Annotated in this window: 10 protein-coding genes; 6 read left to right on the top strand and 4 right to left on the bottom strand. The window is 70.7% G+C overall.

Going from position 1 to position 12,863, the window contains the following annotated elements:
* Positions 1-45 precede the first annotated feature (45 nt).
* The 6 genes from dut (at position 46) to CIK81_RS01690 (ending at position 9,030) form a co-directional block, all read left to right on the top strand.
* Positions 46-585, top strand: coding sequence for a dUTP diphosphatase (gene dut / locus CIK81_RS01715; RefSeq protein ID WP_114307266.1), 540 nt, complete (start codon positions 46-48; stop codon positions 583-585).
* 3 nt (positions 586-588) lie between these two features.
* Positions 589-1,470, top strand: coding sequence for a DUF3710 domain-containing protein (locus CIK81_RS01710; RefSeq protein WP_241963875.1), 882 nt, complete (start codon positions 589-591; stop codon positions 1,468-1,470).
* The gene (locus CIK81_RS01705; RefSeq protein WP_096196803.1) at positions 1,467-2,204 is read left to right on the top strand and encodes a DUF3159 domain-containing protein; all 738 of its coding nucleotides are present in this window, start codon (positions 1,467-1,469) and stop codon (positions 2,202-2,204) included. Before CIK81_RS01710 ends, CIK81_RS01705 begins: the two co-directional genes overlap by 4 nt.
* Positions 2,205-2,377: 173 nt before the next feature.
* A complete protein-coding gene (locus tag CIK81_RS01700) occupies positions 2,378-3,694 on the top strand; it encodes a class I SAM-dependent RNA methyltransferase (protein WP_096164418.1) in 1,317 nt (438 codons plus the stop codon).
* A 250-nt stretch (positions 3,695-3,944) separates the two neighbouring features.
* Positions 3,945-6,740: an aconitate hydratase AcnA gene (gene acnA / locus CIK81_RS01695; protein ID WP_096164419.1), complete on the top strand. Its 2,796-nt coding sequence runs from the start codon at positions 3,945-3,947 to the stop codon at positions 6,738-6,740.
* A gap of 298 nt (positions 6,741-7,038) precedes the next feature.
* The gene (locus CIK81_RS01690; RefSeq protein ID WP_241963874.1) at positions 7,039-9,030 is read left to right on the top strand and encodes a 1-deoxy-D-xylulose-5-phosphate synthase; all 1,992 of its coding nucleotides are present in this window, start codon (positions 7,039-7,041) and stop codon (positions 9,028-9,030) included.
* 39 nt (positions 9,031-9,069) lie between these two features.
* Here the strand turns inward: CIK81_RS01690 and map are convergent, their stop codons facing one another.
* The 4 genes from map to CIK81_RS01670 form a co-directional block, all read right to left on the bottom strand.
* A complete protein-coding gene (gene map, locus CIK81_RS01685; RefSeq protein ID WP_096196802.1) occupies positions 9,070-9,891 on the bottom strand; it encodes a type I methionyl aminopeptidase in 822 nt (273 codons plus the stop codon).
* Complete coding sequence (locus CIK81_RS01680; RefSeq protein ID WP_241963873.1) at positions 9,888-10,964, bottom strand: heme A synthase; 1,077 nt, start codon at positions 10,962-10,964, stop codon at positions 9,888-9,890. The genes map and CIK81_RS01680 overlap by 4 nt, the downstream gene beginning before the upstream one ends.
* Positions 10,965-11,072: 108 nt before the next feature.
* Complete coding sequence (locus CIK81_RS01675; RefSeq protein ID WP_096164421.1) at positions 11,073-11,879, bottom strand: ABC transporter permease; 807 nt, start codon at positions 11,877-11,879, stop codon at positions 11,073-11,075.
* On the bottom strand, positions 11,876-12,814 hold the full coding sequence (locus CIK81_RS01670) for an ABC transporter ATP-binding protein (RefSeq protein ID WP_096196801.1): 939 nt from the start codon (positions 12,812-12,814) through the stop codon (positions 11,876-11,878). The genes CIK81_RS01675 and CIK81_RS01670 overlap by 4 nt, the downstream gene beginning before the upstream one ends.
* Positions 12,815-12,863 lie beyond the last annotated feature (49 nt).

Below are 12,863 nucleotides of genomic sequence, written 5' to 3'. Positions count from 1 at the left end.
CGCACGTCCTGGGTACTCACGGGCGGGACCACATACCCTGTGCCCATGCCTGTAGAGCCTGACACCCTGAGCGCGGCCGCCGCCGGCGCCCCCGACCCGACCGCTGCCGCTCCGCTGAGGATCCGACTGGCCCCGGGCGGGACGATGCCCGAACGCGCCCACGCGGACGATGCCGGCCTGGATCTGACCAGCGCCGAGGACGTCGAGATCCCCGCCGGAGGCCGTGCCCTGGTGGACACCGGCATGGCCGTCGCACTGCCCGCGCGCACCGTGGGTCTGGTGTGCCCCCGCTCCGGCCTCGCCGCGAAGCACGGTGTGACCGTGCTGAACGGTCCCGGGGTGGTCGACGCCGGCTATCGCGGGCACATCAAGGTCTCGCTGCACAACACCGATCTCGACGCACCGTTCGCGCTGCGGACCGGCGACCGCATCGCTCAGCTGGTCGTGGTGCCGTTCCTGGCGCCCGTGCTCCAGCAGGTCGACGACCTCGACACCACCGACCGCGCCGCCTCGGGCTTCGGCTCCAGCGGTGGCTTCGGACACGCCCCGGCCACGGCCGGCACCGACGAGAACCCGGAGGGTTGATCCATGGGACTGTTCTCCCGCTCGAAGAAACGACGCACCGAATCCGCGCGCGACTCCACGACGACCGAGCCCGCTGACACTGAGCAGGCCGAGCAGGCTGAGCAGGCTGAGCAGGCCGAGCTGACTGAACTGGCTGAGCCGGCTGACGACGGCGCTGAGGCGGAGAACGCCGAGGGCGCCGATGCAGCGGACACGTCAGACGCGACGAGGGCTGGAGACTCTGCGAATGCCGCGAACACTGCTGAGCCCGACGAGGCGGACCCCGCGCCCCGCGGCGAGCATCTCGAGGACGGCCCGTACGACGTCGCCGACGCGCCTGAGGAGGATCGGATCGATCTGGGGGGCCTGCAGGTCCCGACGATCGACGGGATGGAGCTGCGCATGGAGGTCGATCAGCGCACCAGTGCGGTCACGGGCGCGAACCTGGTGATCGGAGGGTCCTCCCTCCAGGTGCAGGCCTTCGCCGCTCCGAAGTCCCGCGGACTGTGGGAAGAGGTGCGCACCTCGCTGCGCGACTCGGTCGTCAAGCAGGGAGGGACCGCGGAGAGCCGCCCCGGCGCTTTCGGGACCGAGCTGATCACGCGGCTGCCGGTCAAGCGGACGGACGGCCGCACCGGATATCGACCGGCTCGATTCATCGGGATCGACGGTCGACGCTGGTTCCTGCGCGCCATCCTCACCGGCAAGGCCCTGAGCGACAAGGAGCAGGCGAAGACCTTCGAGACCCTGATCTCGCGCCTGGTCGTCGTGCGCGGAGGCGAGGCGATGGCGCCCCAGGAGCTGATCCCGCTGGGCCTGCCCGGCCAGCGCCCCGGACTGAGCCAGGTCAAGGCGGGCCCGCTGGATCCGCTGGCTCGCGGCCCCGAGATCACCGAGATCGGATGAGCGCCGCGACCCCGCCCCCGGAGGGCCCGCGCCACCGCGCCGGCGACGGAGAGAGGCCCGCTGCGGGCGAGGCCACGGCCGGCCCCGCGGAGGCAGCCGACCGTCGGAGCGGCCTCGGCGGCGTGCTGCAGCGGGACGAGTTCTCCGTGCGCGACGCGATCGGCGGACCACGGGGCATCGTCGAATCCGTCCTTCCCACCCTGCTGTTCATCATGCTGTTCGTGCTCACGCGCTCGGTGCCCGTGGCATCGGTCGCCGCGGTCGTCGTGGTCGCCGTGCTCTTCATCGCGCGACTGATCCAGCGTCAGAGCCCGGCGACCGTGCTCGGCGGGTTGATCGGCGTGGGTCTCGGCGCGGTGCTCGCGATCCGCTCCGGTGACGGCACGGACTTCTACGCTCCCGGTATCGCGATCAACGTGATCTCGCTCGTGGTGCTGCTCGTGTCGCTGATCGCACGCAGACCGCTGATCGGACTGCTCGTCGGAGCACTGGACCCGAGGGTCGAGGACTGGGCGAGCGATCCTCTGGCCCGCAGGGTGTACACCCGCGCCACCCTGCTGTTCGCGGGCCTCTATCTCGCGAAGCTGGTGGTGCAGGTCCCGCTCCTGCTGACCGGTCACGTCGCCGCGCTCGGTGTGGCGAAGCTCGCGATGGGGCTGCCTGCCTTCGCGGTCATCGCCTACCTCGTGTGGCTCATGCACCGGTCTCTGCTGGCCCGTCGAGAGGGCCGTTGACACCCCTCGCCGGTGCTCGATTCTCGAATCGGTCCGCCTGGTGAGACACTGGTCCTCGACGAGATCCTGAGCAGGCCCGGCCATGGCCGGAGAGCACGACCGGATCGAGCACAGAGCGAACAGCGGTGGTCCGCGACGACGTGACCACCCGTGGACGAAGAGGGAGCGGAGCGATGAGCCCGGAGGCCGAACGAGTGTCGAGCACACCCACAGCCGGGGGACGTCACCTGACCCTCACCGTCGGACCACCCGCCGCCGGAGGCACCTTCGTCGCGCGCCACGAGGGCCGAGTGGTCTTCGTGCGTGGCAGTGCGCCGGGAGAGACGGTCACCGCGCGACTGGTCGATGATCCTGAGCAGCACGCCAACGCGCGCTTCTGGCGCGCCGAGGCTGTCGACGTGCTCGAGGCGGGCGTGGACCGGGTCCCCACCGTCTGGCAGGAAGCCTCGGTCGACGGGGTGGGCGGCGCCGAATGGGCTCACATCGCCCTGCCCGCCCAGCGCCGCATCGCCAGCGAGGTGATGCAGGAGCTGCTGCGCCGCGCCGGAGTCACCAGCTATCCGATCGAGCAGGTCCAGGTCGAGCCCGCTCCCCATGACGTGGACGGGCTCGGCTCCCGTACCCGTGTGCGCTTCGCGGTGGACGAGGAGGGCCGTGTGGGCATGCGCGGTTGGCGCTCCCACGAGGTCCGGGACGTCGGCGAGAACCCGCTGGCCGCCCAGGGCATCCGCGATCTCCGGCTGGGGGAGTGGACCGCGCCCGAGGGCACCGAGGCGGTCGACGCCGTGGCGCCCTCGGCCGGCCCCGTCTCGGTCGTGCTCGTCGGTCGCGATCTGGACCCCGCCTCGCTCGAGATCCCCGAGTCCTGGGGCGACGCGGACGTGGCCGTGCGCACCGGGCGCGGCCTGGTCCCGCTGCGCGGCGACGGTCTCGTGCACGAGCGCGTCGGCGAGCGGCTCTTCTCTGTCAGCGCGACCGGTTTCTGGCAGGGCCACCGACGGGCGGCTGAGCTGCTCAGCGACGTCGTCCAGAGCGTCCTGAAGGCTCCGCACGGCGGCAGCGCCTGGGACCTCTACGGGGGTGTCGGTCTGTTCGCGGCGATCGCCGCGGAGCAGGTGGGCTCCGAGGGAGCCGTCGTCACGGTCGAGGGGAACCGTCGGGCCTCCCAGCTCGCGCAGGAGAACCTCGAGGACCTCCCTCAGGTCTCCACCGCGACGGCGGATGTGGCGGACTGGGTACGGGCCCGACGCGGCGGCGTGGACGTCGTCGTGCTGGATCCGCCGCGCAACGGGGCGGGTGCGGAGCTCATCGAGCTGTTGGCCCGAACGGTGCGCCAGCGCATCGTCTACGTCTCCTGCGAGCCGTCCACGCTCGCGCGCGACCTGGCCGTCGCCGAGAAGGCCGGATGGAAGGTCGTCGATCTGCGGGCGTTCGACCTGTTCCCGCACACCCATCACGTGGAGTCCGTGACGGTCCTCGAGCGCGCCTGACGTGCATCGGCCGCCGGACGCTCCAGAACGTGTCCGGCGGCACACCCTCCCAAGCTGACGACCTGTCAGAAGGATGCGGTCCGCCGTGGTAGTATTTATCTTGACTTCAAGATAACTTCCGGAGATCACTCCGGAGACCCTGGCGGTCGCACGGGGAGGGCTTCCTCGCGCCGATCGCTGCGTTCGCCTGTCCGCGGGAGCGGCCGAGCCTACGATGGTGGGGTCGCCTCAACACCCAAGGAGTTCGCTCATGAGCACTGCCAACTCATTCGCCGCGAAACAGGATCTCACCGTCGGCGGGACCGACTACGAGATCTTCGCGCTCGACGCCGTCGACGGCGCCGACAAGCTGCCGTTCAGCCTCAAGATCCTGCTCGAGAACCTGCTGCGCACCGAGGACGGGGCGAACATCACCGCCGACCACGTGCGTGCGCTGGCCGGCTGGGAGCCGTCCGCGGATCCGTCGGTCGAGATCCAGTTCACCCCGGCCCGCGTGATCATGCAGGACTTCACGGGCGTGCCCTGCGTCGTCGACCTCGCCACGATGCGCGAGGCCATGAAGGACCTCGGCGGCGATCCTGAGAAGATCAATCCGCTCGCCCCGGCCGAGATGGTCATCGACCACTCCGTCATGATCGACGTGGCCGGCCGTCTCGACGCGCTCGAGCAGAACATGGAGCGCGAGTACGAGCGCAACCGTGAGCGCTACCAGTTCCTGCGCTGGGGCCAGACAGCCTTCGACGACTTCAAGGTGGTCCCCCCGGGCACCGGCATCGTGCACCAGGTCAACATCGAGTACCTGGCTCGCACCGTCATGACCCGCGAGGTCCCGAACAGTGCGGGGGACGGTTCGGTCCTCCGTGCCTACCCCGATTCGTGCGTCGGCACGGATTCGCACACCACCATGGTCAACGGCCTGGGCGTGCTGGGCTGGGGCGTCGGCGGTATCGAGGCCGAGGCCGCGATGCTCGGTCAGCCGGTGTCGATGCTCATCCCGCGCGTGGTCGGCTTCAAGCTGACCGGTGAGATCCCGCCCGCCGCGACCGCGACCGACGTGGTGCTCACCATCACCGAGAAGCTCCGCGACCACGGCGTCGTCGGCAAGTTCGTCGAGTTCTACGGCGAGGGCGTCACCCAGGTGCCGCTGGCCAACCGTGCGACCATCGGCAACATGAGCCCCGAGTTCGGCTCCACCTGTGCGATCTTCCCGGTCGACGAGGTCACGGTCGACTACATGCGACTCACCGGCCGCACCGAGGAGCAGCTCGCGCTGGTCGAGGCCTACGCCAAGCGCCAGGGCCTGTGGCACGACCCCTCCAAGGAGGTCGAGTACTCGGAGTACCTCGAGCTGGACCTGTCCACCGTGGTGCCCTCCATCGCCGGCCCGAAGCGTCCCCAGGACCGCATTGTCCTCACCGAGGCGAAGGAGTCCTTCCGCGAGGTGCTGCCCTCCTATGCGACCGGTCACCCGGCCGTCACCAACGGCGACGGCTCCTTCCCGGCGTCGGACCCGGCCGCTCCCGACTCGGACAACGAGTCCGGCGGCAAGGCTCCTGATCACCAGCACGTGGCCGGACGCGCCTCGGATCCCATCCAGGTCGCCGGCGAGGACTTCTCGATCGATCACGGCATCGTCTCGATCGCCTCGATCACCTCGTGCACCAACACCTCGAACCCGTCGGTGATGATGGCGGCCGGCCTGCTGGCCCGCAATGCGGCCGATCGCGGCCTGGTCTCCAAGCCCTGGGTCAAGACCTCGATGGCTCCCGGTTCGCAGGTCGTCACCAACTACTACACGAAGGCTGGCCTGTGGCCCGCCCTCGAGGCGCTCGGGTTCCACCTGGTCGGCTACGGCTGCACCACCTGCATCGGCAACTCCGGGCCGCTGGCTCCCGAGATCTCCGACGCGATCGCCGAGAAGGACCTCGCCGTGACGGCCGTCCTTTCGGGCAACCGCAACTTCGAGGGCCGCATCAACCCCGATGTGAAGATGAACTACCTGGCCTCGCCGCCGCTGGTCATCGCGTACGCCTTGGCGGGCACGATGGACTTCGACTTCGAGAACGATCCGCTGGGCACCGACAAGGAGGGGAACGAGGTCTACCTCCGCGACATCTGGCCGAGCCCCACCGAGGTCGAGAAGGTCATCGGCGAGTCCATCTCCCAGGAGATGTTCACCGAGGACTACAAGGACGTCTTCACCGGCGATGAGCGCTGGCGGAACCTCGACACCCCCGAGGGCGCGACCTTCGCGTGGGACGACGAGTCCACCTACGTGCGCAAGCCCCCGTACTTCGAGGGCATGGGCCAGGATCCGGAGCCGCTCGGCGACATCGAGGGCGCCCGCGTCCTGGTGAAGGTGGGCGACTCGACGACCACCGACCACATCTCGCCCGCCGGAGCGATCAAGCTGGATTCCCCGGCCGGTCGCTACCTGCAGGATCACGGGGTGTCCCGCAAGGACTTCAACTCCTACGGATCCCGTCGGGGCAACCACGAGGTCATGATCCGCGGAACCTTCGCGAACATCCGCATCAAGAACGAGCTCCTCGACGGTGTCGAGGGCGGGTACACGAAGAACTTCCTGACCGGTGAGCAGGAGTTCATCTACGACGCGGCCCAGGCCTATGCGGAGAAGGACATTCCGCTGGTGGTGCTGGCCGGCAAGGAGTATGGCACCGGCTCGTCCCGCGACTGGGCGGCCAAGGGCACCAAGCTCCTCGGCATCGAGGTCGTCATCGCGGAGAGCTTCGAGCGGATCCACCGTTCGAACCTCATCGGCATGGGCGTGCTCCCCCTGCAGTACCCCGAGGGCGAGTCCGCGGAGTCGCTCGGCCTGGACGGCACCGAGACGTTCTCCGTCACCGGTGTGACCGCCCTGAACGAGGGCACCGTCCCCAGGACGGTCGCGGTCCGTGCACAGAAGGAGGACGGCACGTCCGTCGACTTCGACGCGGTCGTGCGCATCGACACCCCCGGCGAGGCGGAGTACTTCCGCAACGGCGGCATCCTGCAGTACGTGCTGCGGTCGCTCGTCGCGGCCTGACAGCCACCGCCTGCGCGCAGAGCGCCCCGGTCCTTCGCGGACCGGGGCGCTCTTCCGCGTGTCCGTGTGCGAGGTGCGTCGCCTGCTCGCGCGCGGGACGAGCCGGCTCACCGGATGCCTCGGCGCACTCCCTCACGTGCACGAATGCGCGTCCGCTGCGCACGGTGATGCAGACCGGGCGGTGTCCCGTGAACCACCGGTGAAGATCTGCACGAAGGTGAGCATGTCGTGCGTCGGCACAGGTCAGCTCGCCCTAGGCTGGCAAGATCCTGTCCCCGACACCGAGGGAGGATCGCCCGTGTCGACGATCCATGAGCACCCCGAGCGCGCTGTCCGGGGCACCATCCCGCTCGATCCTGCGGGCTCCGCGCTGCCGCGGTCCCTGCAGGAGACGCGCTCCCTGCAGGAGCCGCTCGACCCGTCCACCGGAGGCGAGACAGCCGCCATCCCTGAGGATCCCGGGCAGCTGCGCGCGCTGCCGGTCGCTGCGCTGCCGGCCCTCGCTCGCAGCCTGCGCCGACGGCTCGTGGAGATCACCTCCCGCGCCGGCGGCCACTTGGGGCCGAACCTCGGCGTCGTCGAGCTCACCATCGCGCTGCACCGCGAGCTGCGCTCCCCGCACGAGGCGATCGTCTTCGACACCGGTCATCAGGCCTATGTGCACAAGATGCTGACCGGACGCGCCGACCTCGTCGGTCTGCGCCGGGCCGGGGGAGTGGCCGGATACCCCGATCGCCGGGAGTCCGCGCACGACGTGGTCGAGAACTCCCACGCCTCCGGATCCATCGCCTGGGCGCACGGCATCGATCGTGCGCACCGGATGGCCGGCGAGGACGGCGTCTGCGCAGCAGTGATCGGCGACGGCGCGCTCACCGGCGGCATCGGCCTCGAGGCGCTCAACGAGCTCGGGTCCGACACCGGCTCGCGCACGATCGTCGTCCTCAACGACAACACCCGCTCCTATGCGCCGACGATCGGGGGCATGGCGCGGCACCTGCAAGCGCTGCGGGACGGCGCCGTGCCGACCGGCACCGACCTGTTCAGCGCGCTGGGGCTGACCTATATCGGCCCGATCGACGGACACGACCATGCCGCTCTCGCCGAGGCCCTGCGATACGCTCGGAGAGCCGCCGAGGATCCTGCTCTGGCCGGAGTGATGCTGCACGTCGTGACCCGCAAGGGCGCCGGGTTCGCCCGCGCCGAGTCCGACGCGCTGGATCGTTGGCATTCGACCGGCCCGTTCGCCCTCGATCCGGCCCCCTCGATAGAGGCTGAGCAGGCTGAGCAGGCTGGCCAGGCTGAGCAGCATGAGGAGCCCGTGAGGACTCCTGCCGCTGCGACGCCGGCGGCGACCTGGACCTCCCGGGCCGGGGCGGCGCTCCTGGATGCGGCCCGGGCCGATACCCGGATCGTTGCGCTGAGCGCCGCGATGGTCGACCCCGTCGGGCTCAGTCCGCTGCAGCGCGAGCTGCCGTCGCGGGTGATCGACGTCGGGATCGCCGAGCAGCTCGCGCTGGCCACGGCCGCGGGGCTCTCGCGAGGTGGTGCGAAGCCGGTCGTGGCGCTGTACGCAACATTCCTCAACCGAGCATTCGACCAGCTGCTCCTGGACGTCGCGCTGCATCGGGAGGACGTCACGATCACCCTGGATCGCGCGGGGGTGACAGGCGACGACGGGCCGAGCCACCACGGGATCTGGGACCTGGCGATGGCCGCGCAGGTCCCCGGGCTGTCGCTGTGGGCGCCGCGGGACGGTCTCCGGCTGAGCGCAGCGATCCCGGCCGCGATCGGGCACGCCGGGCCCTCCGTCGTGCGGTTCGCCAAGGGGGCCTGTCCCGCGCCGCTGGACGCCGTCGCCTCGCTCGAGGCCGGTGACGTGCTGTGGGGCGACCCGCATGCCCCGGTGGACGTCCTCCTGGTGTCGATCGGCGCGCTCGCGCATCGCGCCGTCGACGCGGCACGCACGGTGACTCAGTCCCGCCCGGAGGTGAACGTGGTGGTCCTGGACCCGGTCCGGGCACTGCCCTTGACCGAGCCGCTGCTGGCCCTCGCGGAGAGGTCCCCCGCCGTCGTGACCGTGGAGGACGGAGTCGCCGAGCGCGGCATCGGCGCGGCGCTCGCGGTGCGGCTGTCCCAGCGGGCCGCACGGCGATCGCCGTCTCCGCTGCTGCGCACGCTGGGCGTCGCCCAGGAGTTCATCCCGCACGCCTCACGGGATCAGATCCTCGCAGCCGAGGGCCTGGACGGCGAAGGGATCGCCCGTGCGCTCGAGGACGTCCTGGATCTCTGAGCTCACGGAGATCGCTGAGTCCGCGGCGATGTCGCGGGCTCAGGGCAGGGAGCTGCGCGGGGAGGGGTTGTCGGCGCGGGCGGTGAGCACGATCGGCTCGCCGTCGGTGACGTAGAGGGTGTGCTCGGCGTGAGCACCGCGCGAGCCGTCGGCCGAGAGCTGGGTCCAGCCGTCGTCCTCGTCGACCATGAGCTCGCTGGTGGTGGGGACGAGGAACGGCTCGACGGTGACGAGCTGTCCGGCGACGAGCTCTGCGCCCTGCCCGGGGGAGCCGTGGTTGGGCACGAACGGGGCCTCGTGCATCGTGCGTCCCACCCCGTGGCCGCCGAAACGATCATTGATCGAGTAGCCGAGCGCACGGGCCTCTCGTTCCACGGCGTGTCCGATGTCGCCCACCGTGCTCCCCGCGCGGACCTGGTCGATGCCGGCCCACATCACCTGCTCGGTGTCGCGGATCAGCTGTTGGTCCTCCGAGCGGGGCGAGCCCACCGAGATCGTGAGGCAGGAATCCGCGACCCAGCCCTCGACGGCGACGGCGAAGTCGAGCGACAGCAGGTCGCCGTCGGCGAGCACGCGGTCGCGCGGGCGGCCGTGCAGCACGCCGTCGTTGACGGAGGTGCAGATGACGTAGCCGAAGGGGGAGGCGCCGAAGACGGGGTGATAGTCGAGATAGCAGCTGGTCGCGCCGGCCTCGCGGATCAACCGGTGGGCTTCGGCGTCGACCTCCAGCAGGTTCCATCCGACGTCCACGACCTCACGCAGATGGGAGAGCACGGAGGCGACGAAGTCCCCGGCGGGGCGGGCCTGCTCGAGGGTGGGCAGCTCCTGGGTGGAGCTGCGACGGCGTCGGCCGAGGATCATCGTGCGACCTTCTTCGGGGAGGTGGGATCTGTGTGTCCTGCGGTGGTGCGGGAAGCGGGACCGTCCTCGCCGACGGGACCCTCCAGCCAGTCGTACTGGGAGACGGCCACCCAGGCGATGCCGGCGGCGAACAGACCCGCCCCGAGCATGTGGAAGCCGACCAGGAGCTCGGGCAGTCCCGTGAAGTACTGGGAGTAGCCGATGACGGCCTGCAGCGCGGTGACGACGATCAGGCCCCATCCGGCACGGCGGGCATGGCGCGGGGCACCGGTCAGGTGGAGGGCGATCAGCAGGCCGATCAGCAGGCCGCAGAAGAGCATCACGGCGTCGGCGTGGAGCCACGAGATCGTGCGCGGGTCGAACGGGAGGCGCTCGGGGTGGACGTCGTCGCCCGAGTGGGGGCCGGTGCCGGTGACGAGGGTCCCCAGCACGAGGATCGCGAAGCCGATGACCCCCAGTGCCCAGCTCATCCAGTGCATGGCATCGGGGACGACCGATCGCCGCCGCGCCGAATCCCCGTCGTAGATCCGGTACACGAGCACGGTCGAGATCGCGACGAGCACGGGCGAGATGAGGAAGTGGGGACTGACGACTCCAGGGTGGAGATCCGCCTTCACGACCACCATGCCGACGATCGCCTGCACGGCCGTGCCCACCAGCGGCATCGCGGAGAGCCACATCATGCTGCGCCCCTTGTGACGCAGCCACAGCAGGGCGATCAGCAGCATCGCGATGGCGAAGACCCCGAGGACCCCGGTCAGGGCGCGGTTGCCGAACTCGATGAAGGGATGGATCCCGGCTTCAAGTGTCAGCTGCGGGGTGAACTGGCCGGGCTCGCAGTTCGGCCAGGTCGAGCAGCCCAGCCCGCTGCTGGTCAGGCGCACCACGCCTCCGGAGACGATGATGCCGATCTGGCAGACCAGGTTGCCCCAGAACACGATGGCGGCGATCCGTGCCCGCGCCGGCGCCGAGAGACCGAGGGTGCGTTCCCCGGAGAAGGACATCCGTCCGACGTGCGAGATGGCGGGGGCAGGAACCGGATGCTCGTCGGCGGCGGACGGAGAAGCGTTCATGGGGTCGATTGTAGGAACTCCGCCTGAGGTTCACATGGTCGCGGCGACGCCTTTCACATCTGCACCGGCGGCTGCGGCCGTGGGGACCGGATCAGGCGGGGGAGCGGGTCAGTCCGAGGTCCAGCGGAACCAGCGCGAGACGGCATAGGCGCCGCCGATCGCCCACACCAGGAGCACCACCACGGGGGCGGGAGAGAAGACGCCGCCGGCGAGGCAGGCTCGGAGCAGCTCGCCGAGAGCGCCCGAGGGCAGCAGGTCCACGAGTCCGTGCAGCGGCCAGGGGTACATGGAGGTCGGCACGGCGATGCCTCCGGCCGCCACGAACAGGACGAAGACGAGGTTCGAGACCGCGAGCACCGCCTCTGTGCGCAGCAGCCCGGCCACGAGCAGCCCGAGCGCACCGAAGGCCACCGTGCCCAGCAGCCAGACGGGCACTGCGGCGAGCAGCTCGAGCACGCCGGGCCGCCACCCGAGGAGCACGGCGAGCAGGCCCAGCACCAGGACCTGGACGACGTGCACCAGCAGGGTTGCGAGGATCTTGCCGGCGAGATAGCCGTCGCGTCCCAGCGGGGTGGTCGCCACCCAGCGCAGCACGCCGTTGCGGCGGTCGAACCCGGTCTGGATCGCCTGAGACGTGAACGAGGTCGAGATCAGGGCGGTGCCGAGGGTCGCGGCGAGGGCCGTCTCGATGGGCTGAGCGCCCTCGAGCCGCCCGATGGGCAGCAGCCGCAGTCCGATCAGCACCATCGCGGGCAGGGCGATCGCGACCATCAGCTGCTCACCGTTGGACAGGAGGATGCGAGCCTCCAGCGCGGTGTGGGCCAGGACGCGGCGCAGACGGGGTGCCGGCTGTGGCCCGGGCCGCGGGGAGGACGGCGTCCGAGCGGGGGCGGCGTCGTGCGAGGTGGCGCTCATCGGGCCCTGCCTTCTGCTGCGGTCGTGGCCGTCGTGGTGTCTGCTGTGGGCGCTGAGGAGTTCGCCGAAGTGTTCGCGCCGTCCATGAGCTCGAGCAGCACGGCCTCGAGATCCGCGGCGCCGGCACCCGTGATCTCGAGGCGGCCGCCGTGCTTCTCCACGACGGCCTCCAGGTCGGCCTGCAGGGCGGGCACCGCTGCAGGGTCGACCCCATGGGCGACGGCTCGCACGTCCACGGCGCCCTTCTGTCGACGATGCGCGGTGATCACGTCCTCGACGGAGCCTGCGGCGACGGTGCGGCCACCGGCGATCACGCATACGGCGTCGGCGAGGCCCACCACGTCGTCCATCATGTGCGTGGTCAGGACGACGGCGCTCCCGGTGTCCGCCAGGGAGCGGACCAGATGCCGCACCCGCTGACGGATGGAGGGGTCCATCCCGGCTGTCGGCTCGTCGAGGAAGACCAGTTCCGGGCGGCCGATGATCGCCAGCGCCAGGGCGAGACGCTGACGCTGACCTCCGGACAGGCGCCGCACGAGGGTGCCGGCGAACTCATCGATCCCGAGGTGCTCGGCGACCTCGTCGACGTCGAGCGGATGGGCATGGAGGCTTGCACCGTATCGGAGCAGCTGCATCGACCGGGATCCGGAGGCGAGGCCTCCGTCCTGGATCATCACGCCCACCCGGGCACGGTGCTCCGGCCCTGCGTTCCACGGGTCGCGGCCGAGCACCTCCAGGCTCCCGCCGCTGGGTCGCAGCAGGCCCGTGGCGCACGAGACGGCGGTGGTCTTGCCGGCGCCGTTGGGGCCCAGCAGCGCGGTCACCTCCCCGCGCCGGGCGGTGAGCGTGAGCCCGTCGAGGGCACGGACGGGGCCGTAGGAGTGCGTCAGGCCGTCGGCGCGCAGCGCGGGGGACGCGAGGATGTCGTCAGTCATGGCGGCCCCATCGTAGGCGTGCCGGCCGAGAGACCCGTGCACGTGCTCG

Source organism: Brachybacterium sp. JB7, from assembly GCF_003335205.1.
GTDB classification, from domain to species: Bacteria; Actinomycetota; Actinomycetes; order Actinomycetales; family Dermabacteraceae; genus Brachybacterium; species Brachybacterium alimentarium.
This window is presented reverse-complemented; position numbering and strand designations above follow the sequence as displayed.

Excerpts from the sequence above, each read along its gene's own strand:
- CIK81_RS01675 (WP_096164421.1), bottom strand. The coding sequence starts at position 11,879 with ATGAGCGCCACCTCGCACGACGCCGCCCCCGCTCGGACGCCGTCCTCC.
- CIK81_RS01710 (WP_241963875.1), top strand. The coding sequence starts at position 589 with ATGGGACTGTTCTCCCGCTCGAAGAAACGACGCACCGAATCCGCGCGC.
- map (WP_096196802.1), bottom strand. The coding sequence starts at position 9,891 with ATGATCCTCGGCCGACGCCGTCGCAGCTCCACCCAGGAGCTGCCCACC.
- CIK81_RS01680 (WP_241963873.1), bottom strand. The coding sequence starts at position 10,964 with ATGAACGCTTCTCCGTCCGCCGCCGACGAGCATCCGGTTCCTGCCCCC.
- CIK81_RS01705 (WP_096196803.1), top strand. The coding sequence starts at position 1,467 with ATGAGCGCCGCGACCCCGCCCCCGGAGGGCCCGCGCCACCGCGCCGGC.
- acnA (WP_096164419.1), top strand. The coding sequence starts at position 3,945 with ATGAGCACTGCCAACTCATTCGCCGCGAAACAGGATCTCACCGTCGGC.
- CIK81_RS01700 (WP_096164418.1), top strand. The coding sequence starts at position 2,378 with ATGAGCCCGGAGGCCGAACGAGTGTCGAGCACACCCACAGCCGGGGGA.
- CIK81_RS01670 (WP_096196801.1), bottom strand. The coding sequence starts at position 12,814 with ATGACTGACGACATCCTCGCGTCCCCCGCGCTGCGCGCCGACGGCCTG.
- dut (WP_114307266.1), top strand. The coding sequence starts at position 46 with ATGCCTGTAGAGCCTGACACCCTGAGCGCGGCCGCCGCCGGCGCCCCC.